At 73.4% G+C, this 15,288-nt stretch carries 16 protein-coding genes; 7 read left to right on the forward strand and 9 right to left on the reverse strand.

Annotation, left to right across the window (positions count from 1 at the left end; translation table 11 throughout):
* Positions 1-46: 46 nt before the first annotated feature.
* The 4 genes from AB0C87_RS35695 to AB0C87_RS35710 form a co-directional block, all read right to left on the reverse strand.
* Positions 47-1,885 carry a glycoside hydrolase family 3 protein gene (locus AB0C87_RS35695; RefSeq protein ID WP_360581422.1) on the reverse strand — a complete coding sequence of 613 codons (1,839 nt, stop codon included), beginning with the start codon at positions 1,883-1,885 and terminating at the stop codon, positions 47-49.
* A gap of 131 nt (positions 1,886-2,016) precedes the next feature.
* Positions 2,017-3,228: an AI-2E family transporter gene (locus AB0C87_RS35700; RefSeq protein ID WP_345185226.1), complete on the reverse strand. Its 1,212-nt coding sequence runs from the start codon at positions 3,226-3,228 to the stop codon at positions 2,017-2,019.
* Positions 3,229-3,346: 118 nt separating this feature from the next.
* Positions 3,347-6,532, reverse strand: a complete 3,186-nt coding sequence (locus AB0C87_RS35705; protein ID WP_360581423.1) for a DUF4132 domain-containing protein — start codon at positions 6,530-6,532, stop codon at positions 3,347-3,349.
* A gap of 62 nt (positions 6,533-6,594) precedes the next feature.
* Entirely contained in the window at positions 6,595-7,188 is a 594-nt protein-coding gene (locus tag AB0C87_RS35710; RefSeq protein ID WP_345185231.1) for a TetR/AcrR family transcriptional regulator, read from the reverse strand.
* Positions 7,189-7,305: 117 nt separating this feature from the next.
* Between AB0C87_RS35710 and AB0C87_RS35715 the strand changes: the two genes are divergently transcribed.
* The gene (locus AB0C87_RS35715; protein WP_360581424.1) at positions 7,306-8,127 is read left to right on the forward strand and encodes an SDR family NAD(P)-dependent oxidoreductase; all 822 of its coding nucleotides are present in this window, start codon (positions 7,306-7,308) and stop codon (positions 8,125-8,127) included.
* 41 nt (positions 8,128-8,168) lie between these two features.
* Positions 8,169-9,803 carry a ribosomal protection-like ABC-F family protein gene (gene abc-f / locus AB0C87_RS35720; RefSeq protein WP_360581475.1) on the forward strand — a complete coding sequence of 545 codons (1,635 nt, stop codon included), beginning with the start codon at positions 8,169-8,171 and terminating at the stop codon, positions 9,801-9,803.
* A 24-nt stretch (positions 9,804-9,827) separates the two neighbouring features.
* Here the strand turns inward: abc-f and AB0C87_RS35725 are convergent, their stop codons facing one another.
* Positions 9,828-10,325: an aldo/keto reductase gene (locus AB0C87_RS35725; protein ID WP_360581425.1), complete on the reverse strand. Its 498-nt coding sequence runs from the start codon at positions 10,323-10,325 to the stop codon at positions 9,828-9,830.
* A gap of 161 nt (positions 10,326-10,486) precedes the next feature.
* On the opposite strand from AB0C87_RS35725, the gene AB0C87_RS35730 reads away from it, so the two are divergent.
* Positions 10,487-10,981 carry a DinB family protein gene (locus tag AB0C87_RS35730; protein WP_345185242.1) on the forward strand — a complete coding sequence of 165 codons (495 nt, stop codon included), beginning with the start codon at positions 10,487-10,489 and terminating at the stop codon, positions 10,979-10,981.
* A 28-nt stretch (positions 10,982-11,009) separates the two neighbouring features.
* Here the strand turns inward: AB0C87_RS35730 and AB0C87_RS35735 are convergent, their stop codons facing one another.
* Positions 11,010-11,207 carry a hypothetical protein gene (locus tag AB0C87_RS35735; protein WP_345185244.1) on the reverse strand — a complete coding sequence of 66 codons (198 nt, stop codon included), beginning with the start codon at positions 11,205-11,207 and terminating at the stop codon, positions 11,010-11,012.
* Between the two features lie 11 nt (positions 11,208-11,218).
* On the reverse strand, positions 11,219-11,398 hold the full coding sequence (locus AB0C87_RS35740; protein WP_345185247.1) for a hypothetical protein: 180 nt from the start codon (positions 11,396-11,398) through the stop codon (positions 11,219-11,221).
* 95 nt (positions 11,399-11,493) lie between these two features.
* Here AB0C87_RS35740 and AB0C87_RS35745 point away from each other — a divergent pair, with 95 nt between their 5' ends.
* Entirely contained in the window at positions 11,494-11,949 is a 456-nt protein-coding gene (locus AB0C87_RS35745) for a MarR family transcriptional regulator (RefSeq protein ID WP_345185250.1), read from the forward strand.
* A 78-nt stretch (positions 11,950-12,027) separates the two neighbouring features.
* On the opposite strand, the gene AB0C87_RS35750 is transcribed toward AB0C87_RS35745, so the two are convergent.
* Both AB0C87_RS35750 and AB0C87_RS35755 read right to left on the reverse strand, forming a co-directional pair.
* Positions 12,028-12,279, reverse strand: coding sequence for a hypothetical protein (locus tag AB0C87_RS35750; protein ID WP_360581426.1), 252 nt, complete (start codon positions 12,277-12,279; stop codon positions 12,028-12,030).
* A gap of 104 nt (positions 12,280-12,383) precedes the next feature.
* The gene (locus AB0C87_RS35755) at positions 12,384-12,851 is read right to left on the reverse strand and encodes a hypothetical protein (RefSeq protein ID WP_360581427.1); all 468 of its coding nucleotides are present in this window, start codon (positions 12,849-12,851) and stop codon (positions 12,384-12,386) included.
* A gap of 224 nt (positions 12,852-13,075) precedes the next feature.
* Here AB0C87_RS35755 and AB0C87_RS35760 point away from each other — a divergent pair, with 224 nt between their 5' ends.
* The 3 genes from AB0C87_RS35760 to AB0C87_RS35770 are packed head-to-tail and all read left to right on the forward strand — an operon-like array spanning position 13,076 to position 15,236.
* Positions 13,076-13,669, forward strand: coding sequence for a TetR family transcriptional regulator (locus tag AB0C87_RS35760; protein ID WP_345185260.1), 594 nt, complete (start codon positions 13,076-13,078; stop codon positions 13,667-13,669).
* Positions 13,670-13,685: 16 nt separating this feature from the next.
* The gene (locus AB0C87_RS35765) at positions 13,686-14,723 is read left to right on the forward strand and encodes a zinc-binding dehydrogenase (protein ID WP_353833521.1); all 1,038 of its coding nucleotides are present in this window, start codon (positions 13,686-13,688) and stop codon (positions 14,721-14,723) included.
* Entirely contained in the window at positions 14,724-15,236 is a 513-nt protein-coding gene (locus AB0C87_RS35770; RefSeq protein ID WP_360581428.1) for a DinB family protein, read from the forward strand.
* Positions 15,237-15,288 lie beyond the last annotated feature (52 nt).

A 15,288-nucleotide genomic window follows, 5' to 3' on the forward strand; every position in this document is an offset into this window, starting at 1 on the left:
TGCCGCCTCGGAACCGGGCCGCCGCGCGTGCGGCCCGGTCCGGGGGTCAGTAGCCCAGGCCGTGCCCGAACGGGTAGAGGGCGGTGCCGGGTTCGTCGCGGGCGGGGACGGCGACGGGCAGCCGCCCGCGCGGGTCGAGCTCGCCGAACAGGACCTTGGCGGCCGACCGCAGCGCCTCGGCGGTGTAGGAGTAGGTCGCCAGGTAGGTCGTGGCCTGGGGGAACCAGGCGATGTCGTAGGGGTCGCGGACGGCGACGACGACGACCGGCCTGCCGGTGGCGAGGAGCGCCTTGACGAGGTCGCTCTGCCCGGGCCCGTTGTGGCCGGGCTCCTGTTTGACGTCCCAGGCGCGGTTGGTGACGGCGACGACCAGGTCCTGGTCCCGGGCGGCGGCCACGGCCTCGTCGATCTGGGCCTGGCCGGGGCTGAGGCCGGTCTGCCGGATGGTGGTGACGGCGCCGCGGCGGGCGATCTCGGTGCCGAGGGACGCGGTGGTGGACACGCCCCATCCGGTGACCAGGACCTTGCGTCCGCCGGGGCGCAGGGGCAGGATGCCGGCGCCGTTCTTGACCAGGGTGGTGGTGCGGTCGGCGGCGCGCTGCGCGGCGGCCAGGTGCTCGGGGGTCCCGACGACCTGGCCGATCCTCGACTCGTCGGCGTAGGGGTCGCGGAACAGGCCGCGCCGCCGCTTGAGCTCCAGCACCCGGTAGACCGACTCGTCGATGCGCTTCTCGGTCAGCTCGCCGGACTTGACGGCGTTGACGACGGCGGCGAGCTGGCGGGGGAACACGCCGTTGCCCTGCGCGTCGGCGGGCGGCTTCAGCAGGACGTCCACGCCGGCCTTCAGGGCCAGGACGGGGATGTTCTCGTCGCCGTACTTGTCGCGGACGCCCTGCATGTCCAGGGCGTCGGTCACGACCACGCCGCGGTAGTGGAGGCGGTCGCGCAGGATGCCGGTGAGGATGGGCCGCGAGAGGGTGGCGGGGTCGCCGGAGGGGTCCAGCGACGGCACGACGATGTGCGCGGTCATGATGGAGTCGACGCGCTGCTTGATCGCGGCGCGGAACGGGGGCAGGTCGAGCCGCTCCCATTCGGCGCGCGTGTGGTCGATGTGCGGGACGCCGGTGTGGCTGTCGGTGGTGGTGTCGCCGTGCCCGGGGAAGTGCTTGACGGTCGGGGTGACTCCGCCGGCCCGGTAGCCGCCGATCTGCGCGGTCACCATGTCCGACACCAGGGCGGGGTCGGAGCCGAAGGACCGGACGCCGATGACGGGGTTGGCCGGGTTGACGTTGACGTCGGCGTCGGGCGCGTAGTCCTGGTTGACACCGACGGCGCGCAGTTCGCTCCCGGTGATGCGGGCGAGCGCGCGGGCGTCGCCGGTGCTGCGCCCGGCGGCCAGGGCCATGCTGCCGGGCGACTGCGTCGCGGGCGGCTGGACGCGCGCGACGATGCCGCCCTCCTGGTCGATGGCGATCGTGGCGGGGACGCGCAGCGGCTGCGCCGCGGCGGCGCGCTGGATGCCGTTGGAGAACGCGGCGAGCTGCTTCGGGTCGGTGACGTTGTCGCCGTAGTAGATGAAGCCGCCGGGGTGGTAGCGGGCGACGACCTGCGCGGCGTTGTCGACCCCGTACAGCCTGCGGTTGGCGGCGACGTCGGCGGGTTCCGCCGTGGTGGCGCTCTTGCCGTAGACCTGCAGGACGAACAGCTGCGCGGCCTTGTCCTGCAGCGACATCGACCGCAGGATCCGCATCAGCCGCGGATCCTTGCCGGCGTGCGGCGCGGCCTGCGCGGCGGACGCGTCCACGCCGCCGAGGCCGGTCACCGCGACGGCTCCGGCCGCGAGGCCGGCGAGCCACCGGCGGCGGCGCGTGCGGGGACGGTACATGACGGCTCCCTCCCGCCCCCGAGCTGGCTGATGATCAAGGTTCCTCCCGGCACGGTAACCGCGGCGGGCGGCTCCCGTCCACGGCAATGCTCGACGATCCGTCCAGGACGCGGCCCCGATCCGGTAAAGCGTCAGCGCCGCAGCCACCGCCACCAGCGGCCGGGGGGCGCGTCCGGCTTGGTCAGGGGGTGCTCCTCCACCTCGTAGCGGCGCACGTACGCGCCGGCGAACGCCTGGAGGCTGGCGCCGAACGGGATCGCCAGCAGCACCCCGATGGGCCCGCCGACGGCGGCGCCGGCCAGGATGAGCCCGAACGCCACCGCCGGGTGCATGTCGAGGGTCCGGGCGGTGATGCGCGGCTGCAGCAGGTAGTTCTCGAACTGCTGGTAGGCGATGATGAACAGCAGGAGCCACAGGGCCGTGCTGGGCGACTTGGTCAGGGCGATGAGCACCGGCACGGCGCCGGCGAGGTAGGTGCCGACGGCGGGGATGAACTGCGAGACCACGCCCACCCACAGCGCCAGGGCCGCCGCGTACGGGACGCCCAGCCCGGCCATGGCGGCGTAGTGGGCGATGCCGGAGATGAGGGCGAGCAGTCCCCGGGAGTAGATGTAGCCGCCGGTCTTGTCGACGGCGATCTCCCAGGCGCGCAGGACCTCGCGCTGGCGTCGCGGAGGCAGCAGGGAGCAGACCGTCCGGCGGAACCGGGGGCCCTCGGCGGACAGGTAGAAGGTGAACAGCAGGACGCCGAGGGCGTTGAAGACGACGCCGACCGCGGTCGTGCCGAAGCCCCACACGTTCGCGGCGAGGTCCGACAGGTGCCGCGACAGCGCGTCGGTGACTGTGGGGAGCCGCTGGAAGACGGTGCGCTGGGACAGGTGGGTGCCGAAGGTGGCGTTCACCCATCCGACGAACCGGCGGACGTAGCCGGGGAATCCGCTGATCAGATGGTTGGCCTGGGCCGCCAGCAGCGATCCGATGCCGCCGAGGAACCCGGCCAGCAGCAGCCCCACGACCGCGAACATCGCCGCCGTGGCCACGCCGCGGCGCCATCCGCGCGCGGCGAGCCAGTTCACCGCCGGCTCGATCGCGAAGGCCAGGAACAGCGAGATCAGCAGGAGCAGCAGCAGTCCGCGCAGCCGCTCCAGCAGCCACAGGCCCGCCAGGAACGCCAGCACGCTCCCGCCGGCGAGCGCGAACGCCCGGGGCAGCCACGGCGGCATCTGGCGCGACCGCTGCGCGGCGGGCTCGGCGTCGTGGTCGGCGGCGGGGTCGTGGGGAGGGTCGGCGGCCGGTTCGTGGGCGGGCGTGGCGCCGGGCGGCTCGCCGGGCGTCTGCGGCATTCCTGCACGTTAACGGCGTCCGGGCGGGCATTCCGGGCGTCCCGCACCGCGGCATGGGCAAGCTTTGCCGGGATTTCAGCCCCGGCGCGCCCAGGCCCCCGCTCATGCCGGCGCGCCGTCATTTCTCGGTGACCGCGGTCAGTTCGGTGAGGAGTTCGCTGGCCTGGACGGCGTCGAGGGCGCCGGTCACGTGGACGCCGATCGTGACGATCTGGTCGGGGTCCCGGTGGCCGATCGCGACCGCGGGCTCGAAGCCGAGCCAGGCGGTGGCTCCGCCGGGCAGCGTGCGCGACATCCCGCAGACGATGCCCGCGTCGGCGGGCATCTCGTGCTCCCAGCCGTCGTGCTCCAGGCGCAGCAGCCGCCCGAGCGGGACCTCGGCGCCGTCGAAGCGGGCCAGGTGCCCGGTCCGGCGGTCGTCCTCGGTGAGGGCGTGCAGGGGGCGGTCCAGCTGCGGGAACGGCTGGGCGATCTCGTAGTCGGCGAACACCTGCGCCCAGGCGGCCAGGTCACGCGCGGGCAGGTCGAGGCGGTGCGCGACGCGGACGTGGGCGGCGTCGTCCAGGACGAGGACGTCGTCGGCGCAGTCGGCGAGCGTTCCGTCCTCGGCGACCCGGAAGGCCGTGCCGTCGCCGGTGAGCCACACCAGCCGCCGGACGATGTGGCGCAGCAGCGGGTGGCCGGCCAGGAGCCGCTGGAAGTCGGGCGCGGTCCACTCACGCCGCTGGACCATGGCGGTCTCCAGCCTGCGCACCTGCCCGGCCGCCACGGCGCGCACGTCCTTGCGCAGCGCCGCGAACCGCTTGTAGGCGGCGGGCGCCAGGTCAGGGTCGTCCTTGGCGCCTGGCTTGGGCAGGGTCTTGCGTGGTCTGCCCGTGTCGTCCAGGACGTAGGGCCGGAGCAGCTCGTCGAAGCCGACGGTGAAGCGCCGGGGCCCGTAGTCCAGGACGAGGGCGCTCGCGGAGTCGAGCCCGAGGTCGGGCACGAGGCGGTCGGCGAGTTCGTCCTGGGTGAGCCCGAGCCCGTCGGCGATCTGGTCGATCTTCTGGCGGGCGCGTTCCCTGAGGGTCTTGAACCGCAGTTTCTGGGAGATGCCGTGCAGGTGCATGAGGGCGACGTCGGTGCCGATCTCGGCGAGGACGTCCAGGCCGGCGGCGGCGTTCTTGTGGCGGCTCCGGCCGGGCCACTCGCGGATCAGCGGGGTGAGGCGGCGGGCGGCCTCGTCGCCGCCGAGCAGGCCGAGCTGGGTGAGGGCCCAGCCGTCCCTGGCCGGGTGCCCGGCCGCCTCCCACCGTTCGAACACCGCCCAGGAGAAGGCGGCGAGCGACTCGGGGTCGCAGGCGCTCCGCACCTCGGCGAGGTCGGGGCGCCCGCCGCCGGGGACCTCCAGCGCGAGCGTGAGCAGCAGCGCGCGCGTCGCGGCGGCCGGAAGCGCCCGGTCGCGCCGGACGGTCAGGATCTGCGGCAGCAGCGCCGGGTCGGCCCAGCCGCCGATCGTCGGGGGGCGCGGCGGGACGAGGTCGAGCGGGTCGGCGGTCATCAGGTCGGCGATCGCGGCGGCGGCGTGGTCGCCGTGGACGCGGGCGGCCTCGACGACCGCGTCCGCACCCTCGTTTCCGGCGATGTGCAGGAGCGCGAGCCGGGCCGCGCCGCGCTTCCGTCCGGCCGGGCCCAGCGCGGCGGGGACGAGGAGCAGCGCGGCGGCGGTCCGGTGGCGGGCGAACCAGGCGTGCGCGACGGGCCGCGCCGACTTCAGCCGCAGCGCCCAGTCTGCCATGAGCGCGGCGACGGCCGGGGTGAGGAAGGGCAGCAGGACTTCGCCGTCGGAGGCGGGCGCATCCGCGGCGGTCTTGATCAGCAGTGGGACGGCGTCCAGTTCGTAGCGGGCCGCGATCTGCTTCTTGTGCCAGGTGAGGGGCGGGTCGCCGGCGGCCCACTCGGCGAACAGGGGCCGCACCAGTTCCTCGGGGCCCTCGGAGAACAGCTCCAGCGTCTGCCAGTAGGCGAGCCGCCCCGCCTTGTGGTCCAGGATCCTGGCGGCCCAGTCGTCCTGGTTCCGCCGCATGCCGGAGGCGGACCACGACTCGCGTTCGCCGCGCGCCCAGCGGACGGCGTCGACGTCGGGCGGCACCAGACCCTCGATCACCACGGTGCGGTCTTCGCGGGGGCGGCGGCTCCAGGGCGGGTCGGCCAAGCATGCGGGCAGTTCCCGCGCCGGCGCGTCGGGGACGCGCGCCCGGCGTGCTTTCCCCCCGCGGGTGAGCAGGCGTTCCTCCAGAAGTTCGGCGGCGACCTTGGCGGGTTTGCCGGCGCCCGCCGCCGCGCCGCTCAGCAGCCGCGCCGCCCGCGCGGGGAACCGTTCCGCCGCAGCCGCCAGCGCGGGCCTGACGCGGTCTTGGTCGGCGCGCTCCACCAGGGCCTGGAACGCCTCGTCGGTGGGCAGGACCGCCAGCGCCTCGGCGGTGTTCCTGCGGACCTTCGCGCTGGACACGGTGTCGTAGGCGTGCACCAGCAGCGGCGCGAGGGCCGCGCCCACGCCGTCAACGGCGGTGGTCACCAGCTCGGCGTTCCCCGCCTGCCAGCCCAGGTCGCCGAGGCGGGCCAGCTGAGCCGGGGAGGCGACGGAGCACCACAACATCCAGGAGTACATGTGGGCCGGGAGGGCGCCGAGTTCGGCCAGAGACTCCTCGACCCAGTCTTGGCGGGTGGGCGCGAGGTAGGCGGTGACGGAGCGGAGCAGGGCGTTGTCGCGGCAATCCCCCATGCGCGCGACGGCTCGCTCGTACTCGGCGTCATCCGCGGCTGCGAGAACGGCCCGCATCCGGAGCAGCGCACCGCGCGTCACCCACCAATGGCCGTACTGCTCCTGCGGATCCCGCAGCCGGATCCACGCCTCGCTCCGCTCACCGTTCTCGATCCACCGCCACGTGGGCTCGGCCTTGATGAGACCGGTGACGGCGGCGGCGGCGAACGCGGCCCCGCGCTCGGCGCACCACGCGTCCACGAGCCAGGTGTGGGGATCCTTCTTCCAGGGCTCCTTGCGGACGGCGATCTGCCCGACGACCGCGGCGCCGAGCGGGTCGTCACCGCCGCTCAGATACCGCCGGGCCGCCGCGACGAGTGCGGGTTCGCTCTGAGGAGTGCGGAGCACGTCGTCGATGTCGGCCGACTGCGCGCGGATCTTCCCGGCGAGCGCGTCGTCCGCCGCCGGGTCGAGCCTGAGCGCGGTGCCGGGCGTGCCGCCCCGGCGTGGATGCAGCCTGCGCCGCCACGCCGCCGGAATGACCAACGTCTCCTCGTCCATGGCGTCTCACCGTAGGACCCGGCTCCGACAGGCCCGGGCGCCCATCGCCGCTCCGACGCCGATCAGGGGGCGAAGGCGCGGAGGGCGGCGTCGACGAGCGCGTCGGCGTACTCGGGGGTGAGCGGCCCCGACCGGTGCAGCCAGCGCTGGGTGAGCGGGGCGTACAGCACCTCCAGCACCAGGTCGAGGTCGGCGTCCGCGCGCAGCTGGCCCGCCCGCTGGGCACTGCGCAGCCGTTCCTTCTTGGCCCGGTCGAGGGGGTCGGCCAGCTTCTCGCGGTACAGGGCGGCCAGCTCGGGGTCCTCGATGATCTGCGTGTTCAGCGCGCGGAGAGGCGCCTCGAACCGCGGGTCGGCGAACTCGGCGACCGTCGCGCGCATGACGGTCTTCAGATCGGCCTCGACGTCGCCGGTGTCGGGCAGCCGGACGCCCTCCTCCCCCTCACTCAGCGCGAGGAACCCCTCGAAGACCACCGCGCCCTTGGACGGCCACCAGCGGTAGATGGTCTGCTTGCCGACGCCCGCCCGCGCGGCGATGGCCTCGATCGTCACCTTGGGGTACCCGACTTCGGAGACCAGTTCGCGCGCGGCGGCCAGGACGGCCTGCCGGGACCGCTCGCTGCGCCGTGCGGGATCGGGTGTTCTGGTACTGGACACGGGCGGGAGTATACCCCTAACGAGACGAGACGGTCCGTCTTGACAACGAGGCGGTCCGCCCCCATACTCGCTACGACGAGACGAACCGTCTCGTCTCTTGTGATCGAGGAGGGGTGCATGACGACCGCCCGCGTATGGTTCATCACCGGTGCGTCGAGAGGCCTGGGCCGGGCCTTCACCGAGGCGGCGCTCTCCGCCGGGGACCGCGTCGTGGCGGCCGCGCGCGACCTCTCCCCTCTCGACGGCCTGGCCGCCGGCCATCCGGACCGCCTCGTCCTGCTGCCGCTGGACGTCCGCGACCGCGCCGCCGTGCGGACGGTGGTGGATCGGGCGGCGGCGGCCTTCGGGCGGCTGGACGTCGTGGTGAACAACGCCGGCGCCATGCTGTTCGGCATGGTGGAGGAGGCCACCGAGGAGCAGATCCGCGACCAGTTCGACGTCAACTTCTTCGGCGCGGTCTGGGTGGCCCAGGCCGTGGTGCCGCACCTGCGCAGGCAGGGATCCGGCCACATCCTGCAGGTCACCACGATGGGGACGGGCGGCGGGATCGCGTCCGCCGGGTTCTACGCGGGGAGCAAGAGCGCGCTCGACTCGCTGAGCCAGGCCCTGGCGATGGAGGTGGCGCCCTTCGGGATCAAGGTGACGATCGTGCAGCCCGGCGGGTACGGCACGGAGCTGTTCACGCGGGGCACCACCGCCACGCGGCCGCTCCCTGAGTACGAGCCGCTGCGCGTCACGTTGGCCGAGATGTGGGGCGAGGACGCCGGACCCGACCCGAGCACCGCGGCCCCGGTGGTCATGGAGGTCGCCGGTCTGGACGAACCGCCGCTGCGGCTGATCGTCGGCTCCGCCTCCTACGACATGGTCCAGCAGATGGACCGGGAACGCACCGAGCAGTACCGGGCCTGGGAGCACCTCAGCCGCAAGGCCCCAGGCTGACTCCCGCTCCCCGCCCGCACCGACCGGAAGGAGGTGGCGCTCTGCGCGCCCCTGCCCAACTCTCCCTCGACCAGATCACCAAACGCTACGGGACCCGCGCCGTCCTGGACCGCGTCTCGCTCACCGTCAGGCCCGGCGAGCGGCTCGGCGTCATCGGCGACAACGGGTCCGGCAAGTCCACGCTGCTCAAGCTCATGGCGGGCGTCGAGCGTCCGGACGGCGGCGAGGTCGTGGCCGTCGCGCCCGGCGGGATCGGATACCTGCCGCAGTCGCTCGCGCTTCCGCCGGAGGCCACCGTCGCCGACGCCGTCGACCTGGCGCTGGCCGGCCTGCGCCATCTCGAAGCCCGGATGCGCGCCGCCGAACGCTCGCTCGGCGCACCGGGCTCGCCCGAGCGGGCGAGCCTGGACGCCTACGCGGAACTGGTGGCGGAGTTCGAGGCGCGGGACGGCTACGAGGCCGACGTCCGCGTGGACCTCGCGCTGCACGGTCTCGGGCTGCCCGGACTCGACCGGGGCCGCCCGCTCGGCACGCTGTCCGGCGGCGAGCGCTCCAGGCTCGCCCTCGCCGCCACGCTGGCGTCCTCCCCCGAGCTGCTGCTGCTCGACGAGCCGACCAACGACCTGGACGACCAGGCCACGGCCTGGCTCGAACGGCGCCTGCGCGCCCACCGGGGCACGGTCGTGGCGATCACGCACGACCGCATGTTCCTGGAGCGGGTGACCACCGCCGTCGTGGAGGTCGACGGAGGGCGGGCGCGCCGCTACGGCGACGGGTACGCCGGCTTCCTCGCCGCCAAGGCCGCCGAACGCGCCGCGCAGGCGCGGGCCCACGAGGAATGGAGGACGGAGCTGGACCGGCATGCCGCGCTGGTGACCGCCAACGCGGGCCGGCTCGCCGAGATCCCGCGCAGGACGGCCAAGGCGGGCATGGGCACCGGCGCCTGGCGGGCGCGCTCGCGCACCCACGGCGCCGCCGGGCGCATCCGGCAGTCCCGGCAGCGGCTGCGGTGGCTCGCCGACCACCCCGCGGCACCCCCGCCCGAGCCGCTGCGCTTCACCACCGTCCCCGCCGCCCCGAGCGCGGCCGGGGGCGAGGTGGTCGCGCTCGACGGCGTGGTGGTGCCGGGGCGGCTCCGCCTGGACTCCCTGACCGTCCGCGCCGGTGAGCGGCTTCTCGTCACCGGCCCGAACGGAGCGGGCAAGACCACCCTGATGCGGGTCATCGCCGGAGAACTGCGCCCGGACGCGGGCGAGGTGCGCCGGACCGGACGGGTCGGGTTCCTCCGGCAGGACGGGCCGGTCGGCGCAGGGCACCGGACCGTGCTCCAGGCCTACGCGCACGGACGTCCGGGCACTCCCGACGAGTACGCGGACGCCCTTCTCGCCCTGGGCCTGTTCCGGTCGTCGGACCTGGGCCTTCGCCTCGGGGAGCTGTCCCATGGGCAGCGGCGCCGGGTCGAGCTGGCGCGGCTGGTGAGCGAGCCCCGGGACCTGCTGCTGCTCGACGAGCCGACCAACCACCTGTCGCCCATGCTCACGGAGCAGCTGGAGGAGGCGCTGGCCTCCTACCGGGGAGCGCTCGTGGTGGTCACGCACGACCGGCGCCTGCGCGCCGCGTTCACCGGCGCCCGTCTCGAACTGGCCGAAGGACGCCTGGCCTCACCGGTCGGCTAGGCCCTGCCGGACGAGCGGTCCGGCTCAGTTCGCGGGAGCCGACCCCGCTCCGATCTCGTCCAGCTCGGCCAGGTCCTCGGGAGAGAGGGAGAGTCCCGCGCCGGCGACGTTCTCGCGCAGGTGCGCCGTCGATGACGTGCCGGGGATGAGCAGGAGGTTCGGTGATCGCCGCAGCAGCCAGGCCAGTGCGACGGACATCGGCGCCGTCTCCAGCCGGGCGGCGACCGCCGAGAGCGCCGAGGACTGAAGCGGGGTGAAGCCTCCGAGGGGGAAGAAGGGCACGTACGCGACACCATCGGCGGCGAGCCGGTCGATGAGCGCGTCGTCGTGGCGGTGGGCGAGGTTGTACATGTTCTGCACGCACACGATCGGCGCGACGCCCCGCGCCTCGGTCACCTGCTCCTCGGTGGCGTTGCTGACGCCGAGATGGCGGATCAGGCCCTCCCGCTGGAGTTCGGCGAGCGCGCCGAACGCCTCGGCGAGCGAGCCGGGCCGGGGGCCGGCCTGGGCGCAGACGCACATGACCCAGGTCCTCGAGAACCGCGAGGTCTACGACACCCGTCCCTCCTGACCGCCCGCTGTTTGCCGGAACCGCAAGGTTTCGGGCCGAGTCGCGGCGCCCCTGCCGAGACTGGCGGCGGGCCCACCGCGGGCCCGCCGCCCCGGCGAAGAAGGAGATCACCGTGCCCAGCACCACGCGCCGCGCCCGCCGCCGCGACACCCCGCCGCCCCGCACCGGAGGCGGCGAGGCCGAGACCCTGCGCGGATTCCTCGACTACCTGCGGGCCTCGGTCGCCGCGAAGGTCGAGGGCGCGCCCGAGCCGCGGGTGCGGGCGGCCGCGGTGCCCTCGGGCACGAACCTGCTGGGCCTGCTCAACCACCTGACCTTCGTCGAACGGTCGATGTTCCTCGGGGAGGAGGTCGCCGACTGGCAGGCGACGTTCCGGGCCGCGGCCTCGGACGGCGTGGACGAGATCGTGGCCCGCTACCGGGAGGCCGTCGAACGCGCCAACGAGGTGCTCGACGGGTGCGCCGACCTCGGCGCGCCCGTTCCCCGGCCGGGACGTCCCGCCCCCAGCGTCCGCTGGGCGCTGGTCCACATGATCGAGGAGACCGGCCGGCACGCGGGCCACGCCGACATCCTCCGCGAGCAGATCGACGGCGCGACCGGGCGCTGACGCCCCGCCGGCGCCGTCGCACCGCGGCTCACAGCGCCAGGATCGCGAACAGCACCCCGCCGATGACGTGCGCGGCGACGGTCACCACCAGCGCGACGATGAGCAGGTTCTTGGCCACGGGGTGATCGAACTGGGAGCCGCGCGGGCCGCGCCGGTCGGAGTTCCTCAGGGCCTGCTGCTCCAGCTCGTCGATGGAGGGCAGGAAGGACGGTCGCTTGATGGCCATCGGCCTCTCCTTCAGTGCGCCAGGATGGCGAACAGGACGCCGCCGATGACGTGACCGGCGACGGTCAGCGCCAGCAGGGCGATGAACAGGTACCGCGCGGTGGGGTGCCCGAGCTGTCCGCGCTCGCGCACCGGCGCGAGCTCGGCCTGACGCTGGGCGATGCGCTCTTCCAGCGGGGCTCGGCGGAACACGACACCTCCATTGCCTACCAACAGTTGGTACACAAACCATTGCTGTACTCTTTATAACTGGCAGGTGCCCCCGAAGACATCCCTCTGGAGGACTCGTGGCCAGTGATCTGCGCGACATCGCCAACCCGCTGGCACTGGAGAACCAGGTGTGCTTCGCCCTGGTGGTGGCCTCGCGCACCGTGCTGGCGCACTACCGGCCGATCCTGGAGCCGATGGGGCTGACCCATCCGCAGTACCTGGTGATGCTGGCGCTGTGGGAGCACCGGCAGCTGTCGGTCAAGGAACTCGGCGCCCTGCTCCAGCTCGACCCCGGCACCCTGTCGCCCCTGCTCAAGCGGCTGGAGGCCGCCGACCTCATCCGCCGCGAGCGCGACAGCCGCGACGAGCGCCTGCTGGCGGTCACGGTCACCCCCGCCGGGCAGGCCCTGCGGGAGCGGGCCGAGAAGATCCCCGCCACCATCATGGAGCGCCTGGGCATGAGCATGGACGAGTTGCGGGACCTCCACGGCACCCTGACCCGCGTCATCGCCGCCGCCGGCGAGCAGGACTAGAGCCGCACACCGCGGGCTGTGCGCGGCCGCGGCGGATCCGTCAGGTCAGTCCCCCGGCGGGCACCGGCCGATCCGGGCTCACTCAGCCGTGATCTGCCCCCTGAAGGACCGCCACTCTTTCCAGCAATCCTCAGGCGAGATGTCGGGGTACCCCCGGGACCGGTCAAGGCCGTGCGCGACGCTGAGCGGGACGGTCATGCATACCGCGTTGTCGCGGACGGCGAGCACCTCCGCTTCCGTCAGCGGCGCGTTCTTCTCCTGCTCAGCCGCACGCAGCACCGCCACCAGAGCCGGCATGAAGACGGCGCGCAGCGGTTCGTCGTGGGACATCCGTTCTCCAGACTGGTCAGCTCGCACCTCAGGGTCGGAATATCGGTTCATCCGACCGTCCCCAATTCAAGCAGCTGACCCGACGTCCCGCCGGTGGCATCGGTTCAGGTGGTGCCGTCGGGCGCGCGGCCCGAGGACGGGTAGCCGTGCCGGTCGAAGGCGTCGACCAGCCGCCGGCGGTCCAGGTCGCAGTCGTGGCGTGCGAGCTCCTGCCCGTCCCGGTCGAGCAGGATGAGCTTCCCGCCGGCCAGGAGCACCTGGCCGATCTCCTCCGACGCGAACTCCTGTCGCTCGTCTTTGCTGGTCAGGATCACGCGCTCGTCCGACACGGTCACCGTCAGGGCCTCGTGGCAGGCGATGGCGCCCACCACGAATCCGGCCGCCGCGCCCGCGGCGGCCGCGACGACGGCGGACCAGGGACCGGGGAGCAAGGCCAGGAGTTTGATCGGCCCTATTCGCGGCAGCCAGGTATGGGCCGCGGTCCATTCCCAGACCAGTTCGACCAGCCCCGCGATGACCGTCCCGCCGACGATGCACACCAGCATGACGACCAGCGGGGAATCGGCGACCACACTGACATCGGTCGTGGGAGACGTCGGGCGTTGACGGGAGTCCATACCGGCAAGCCTGCCGTTGTCCGCGGCGCCGCGGAGCCTCCGATGGTCGACTCCCCCGCGACCAAAGTCGCGGCCGATCCGACCGGTCAGCGGCCCTCCGGCAGCGCTTCGGCCGACAGGGGATCATGGATTTTTCACATACGGCGTTGTATGCGGATACGGTGATGTATCTTGGCGGCATGGCACGGGAGACGCGCGCCGAGCGCCGGCAGCGCACGCGCGGGGAGCTGGTGGAGTCGGCGATGCGGCTGTTCGCCGAGCGCGGCGTCGCCTCGACCTCGGTCGAGGCGATCGCGGAGGCGGCCGGGTACAGCCGGGGCGCCTACCACAGCAACTTCGAGACCAGGGACGAGATCCTCGACGCCGTCGTCGCCCACGTGGTCGGGAGCGTGGGGCCGGAGCTGGTCGCTGTGCTGCGCGGCCAGGGCGGTGTCCTGGACCGGCTCGCGGCCTATGTCCGCGGCTTCCTTCTGTACTGCGCGCGGCGGCCGGTGGAGACGCGCGCCCTGGTCGCGGTCGTGGCGCACCGCACCGCGACGGCGGCCGGGGGCTACGAGGAGCTCGTGGCGGCGTCGCTCTCCGACGTCGTCGCGCTGCTGGAGGAAGGGCAGCGCAGCGGCGAGCTGCGCCGCTTCGACCTGGTGATGATGGCCTCGATGCTGCGCCGCACCCTCGATGCCGAAGGACTGCGGGTGGCCCACGGCGCTCCCGTCGACGCCGTCGGCGACGAGCTGATCGCCACATTCGTCCGAGCGACGCGCTCGGCCCCCTGATCGAGAGGCTGAAGTCATGCCCGTGCGGACCTTCCGCGAAATGGTGCTCCGTGAACGCCCGACGGGCGGGATCACCCCGGGCACGTTCGCTGAGCGGCGCAGCCCCATGCCGGTACTCGACGACGGCGAGGCCCTGGTCGAGGTCGTCTGGCTGGGCATCGACGCCACTCAGCGCACGTGGCTCAACCCCGGCGCCACCTACACGGCGCCGGTCGGCATCGGCGAGGTGATGCGCGGCAGCGGTGTCGGGCGTGTGGTGGCCTCACGGAACCCGGCGCTGCCGGAGGGGCAGTGGGTCTACGGCGACCTCGGCTGGCGGGAGTACGTCGTGGCGCGCGAGGGCGGCCTGTTCGGGGTCAACCCGGTGCCGGAGGGGATCGATCCGCGTCACATGCTCACCGTCTTCGGCGTCAGCGGGCTGACGGCGTTCGTCGGCATGTCCGCCGTCCTGGACGTCACCGACGCGGACACGGTGCTGGTCACGGGCGCGGCGGGCAGCGTCGGCTCCCTGGCCGGGCAGATCGCGCGGCTTCTGGGCGCCCGGGTGATCGGCACCGCCGGCTCGGCCGAGAAGGTCGCCTGGGTGAGGGAGGTCGCGAAGTTCGACGCCTGTGTGGACTACCGCGCCGAGAGCGTGCCGGACGCGTTGCGCGAGTTCGCGCCCGACGGGCTCACCGCCGTCTTCGACAACGTGGGCGGCGCGCTGCTGGAGAACGCGCTGGATCGGCTCGCTCTCCGGGCGCGCATCGCGCTGTGCGGGTCGATCTCGTCCGGCTACACGGCCGCGGGATACGGCGCGGGCCCCGCCAACTACATGCAGCTCGCGTTCCGGCGCGCCCGCATGGAGGGTTTCGTGTTCTACGATCATCAGTCCGTGTTCCCTGAGGCGCTCTCCCGTCTGGCCGGCTGGGTCTCGGCGGGCGACCTGCGCTGGGCCGAGGACGTCATCGACGGCCTCCCCCACGCCCCGGCCGCGTTGCAGCGTCTCTTCGACGGCGCCAACCTCGGCAAGCAGTTGGTCAGGGTGAACGCCGCCGAAACGAAGGTGGACTGAATGACCGAGGTCAAGCAGGTGCTCCAACAGCAGCTCGACACCGCTTGGGCGCTCCTCGACTACCACGTGCGGCAGTGGCACGACGACGACCTGTTCTGGGAACCGGCGCCGTCGCACTGGACCATGCACCGGGTCGAGGGCGGTTGGGCCCCCGACTTCGCCGACGTCGAGCCCACTCCCGTCCCGGCCCCGACGATCGCCTGGCTGACCTGGCACATCGGCTGGTGGTGGTCCACGGCACTCGCTCATCTGAAGCAGACCGGCGTCCCCGCACGCGAAGACATCGCCTGGCCGGGCACGTGCGCCTCGATCACCGAATGGCTGGGAGAGATCCACGAGGCGTGGCGGACGGCGCTGTCGGCCACCGACCGCCTCGACGACCCGTCGGCGTTCCCCTGGCCCGAAGAGGCGGGCCGCACCGTCGCCGACATGTGCGCGTGGGTGAACATCGAGCTCACGAAGAACGCCGCCGAGATCGGCCAGCTACTGATCATTCGCAACGCACGACGCTGACCGGCGCACCGTTCACTGCGGAGCTGCCGTGTCGTCGGACCGCCGGCAGACG

Source organism: Actinomadura sp. NPDC048021, assembly GCF_040653135.1.
GTDB lineage: Bacteria > Actinomycetota > Actinomycetes > Streptosporangiales > Streptosporangiaceae > Spirillospora > Spirillospora verrucosospora.